At 61.1% G+C, this 2,333-nt stretch carries 2 protein-coding genes; both read left to right on the top strand.

The window, feature by feature from the left end:
• Window positions 1–144 precede the first annotated feature (144 nt).
• Window positions 145–1,404: an IS21 family transposase gene (istA, locus tag DFR48_RS21645; RefSeq protein ID WP_114365286.1), complete on the top strand. Its 1,260-nt coding sequence runs from the start codon at window positions 145–147 to the stop codon at window positions 1,402–1,404.
• Window positions 1,401–2,282, top strand: coding sequence for an IS21-like element ISRel3 family helper ATPase IstB (istB, locus tag DFR48_RS21640; protein WP_114365285.1), 882 nt, complete (start codon window positions 1,401–1,403; stop codon window positions 2,280–2,282). Before istA ends, istB begins: the two co-directional genes overlap by 4 nt.
• Window positions 2,283–2,333 lie beyond the last annotated feature (51 nt).

Below are 2,333 nucleotides of genomic sequence, written 5' to 3'. Positions count from 1 at the left end.
TGTCAGTACCGGAGCAATACTCCCCAATAGTGCCGTTTGAATCTTCCCCAGGTGCTGCGGCCGCTGGTCTTCCGGGGCGCGCCCCGGAAGACCAGCGGCGCGTCATCGCCGATACTCCTTCCGATGGTCGGGAGGGGGATTTTGGTGATCAAGCTGAGGGAGACGATCATGATCCTGGATCTGCATCAGCAGGGGCTGACGGTGTCGGCCATTTCCAGAGAAACGGGCATCGACCGCAAGACGGTGCGCAAATACATAGAGCGAGGCCTTGAGGCTCCGGCCTATGGTCCCAGGAAGCCGCGAGCGACGGTGATCGATCCGTTTGCTTCTTACCTGCGGGAACGGGTGAAGACCTATCCAGGCTTGACCGGCAGTCGGCTGCTACGAGAACTGCGCGAGCGAGGCTATACGGGCGGCTACACGGCTGTAACGGATTTTCTTCGCGATGTGCGACCTGCAGCAAGCCAGGGCTATGAGGTTCGTTTCGAGACGCCGCCCGGCGAGCAGGCTCAGGTCGATTTCGCCCAGTTCCACGTCGTCTTCACCGACGAACCGATGACGCCGAGGATCGTCTGGCTGTTCTCGATGGTGCTGGGCCACAGCCGCCTCATCTGGGCGCGCTTCGTCATGCATCAGAACCTGCCGACCGTCCTGCGCTGCCACATCGCGGCTTTCGAGGCCCTTGGCGGCGCTCCAAGGGAGGTGCTCTACGACCGGATGAAGACCGCCGTCATTGGCGAAGGCCAGACGGAAGGTATCATCTACAATCGCGCACTCATCGACCTGGCACGCCACTACGGCTTCCACCCGAAGGCATGCAAACCTTATCGCGCCAAGACCAAGGGCAAGGTCGAGCGGCCGTTCCGGTACATCCGCGAGGACTTCTTCCTGGCCCGCTCGTTTCGCAATCTCGACGACTTGAACGCCCAGCTCCGACACTGGCTGGACACCGTCGCCAATCCGAGGAAGCATGCAACAACCCTGCGCTTCGTCAATGAAGCCTTCGCCGAGGAGCGGCCGCACCTGCGACCGTTACCGCTGGCACCGTTCAGATCCGTTCTGAAGCTGGAGCGCCGCGTGTCGCGGGAGGGCATGGTCAGCGTCGGTGGCAATACCTACAGCGTTCCGGATGCCACGCGAAGCCGAATGGTTGAGGTCCACTCCCTCGCCGACGAGGTCCGCATCTTCGAGAACGGCATGCTGATCGCAGCACATCCTGTCCTGGAGGGCCGTAAACAGCGCCGGGTTCATCCGGATCATCGGCGACCCATTCAGCCGCAACATTGGCCGGGGAGACGGCAGGAATCTCATGTTGTCAAACCCGCCGGCGATACCGTGCTGCAGCGATCGCTTGCCTTCTATGATGCCGTCGGCAAGGTCCTGGCACAGGAGAACCGTCCATGAGCGCCACCCTCGACCCCATTCCGTCGATGATCGACCGTATCCGCCATGATCTCGTTGGTCTGAAGATGCCGCGCGCACTGGAAGCTCTCGACCATGTCGTACGCCGCCTCGAGCACGGTGAGCTGTCGGCTCTTGAGGCCATCGATATTCTCCTGTCGGAGGAACTCACCCTGCGCGAGAACAGTCGCATCAAGACCGCCCTGCGGATGGGCAGGCTTGCGACGATCAAGACGCTCGCCGGTTTTGATTTTACCTTTCAACCATCTCTCGACCGGGATCGCATCTTCACCCTGGCCCAGCTCGGGTTCGTCGAGCGTCACGAAGCGGTTCATTTCCTCGGTCCACCGGGAACGGGAAAGAGCCATCTTGCCACGGCGCTCGGCGTCGAAGCCGTGAAGGCGGGAAAGAGCGTGTATTTCACGACGCTCGCCGATCTGATCGGTTCGCTTGCCCGTTCAGAACGGGAAGGCAAGCTGCAGGAACGCATTCGCTTCTTCTGCAGGCCGAGCCTGCTCATCGTCGATGAGATTGGCTATTTGCCGGTCGTCCAGGGCGGCGGCAATCTGTTCTTCCAGCTCGTTAACGCCCGCTATGAACGCAGCGCAATGATCCTCACGTCAAACCGCGGTTTTGCAGAATGGGGCGATGTCTTTGGCGACCCTGTCGTCGCGACGGCACTGCTCGACAGACTGCTGCATCATGCCGTCGTCGTGCAGATCGAAGGATCCAGCTATCGGTTGAGGCAGCATGCCGAACTCATGCCGGAGCATGTTCGCTCCAAAGCCCTCATCGCTCCCCCGGCGTTCGCCCCACCACAAAGGCCGCGCGGGCGGCCGCCGAAAAATCCTCAATTCGCCATGTCGTCGACGTCGGCATAACTGGGGAATTTTACTGCGGCACTTCTGGGGAAAATTCACGCGGCATTGACA

The sequence above is a fragment of the Ciceribacter lividus genome, from assembly GCF_003337715.1.
Taxonomy (GTDB): domain Bacteria; phylum Pseudomonadota; class Alphaproteobacteria; order Rhizobiales; family Rhizobiaceae; genus Allorhizobium; species Allorhizobium lividum.
Note: the sequence above shows the minus strand (reverse complement) of the source record. Positions and strands in the feature narration are given on the sequence as shown.

Coding starts and splice junctions, on each gene's coding strand:
- istB (WP_114365285.1), top strand. CDS start 1,401: ATGAGCGCCACCCTCGACCCCATTCCGTCGATGATCGACCGTATCCGC.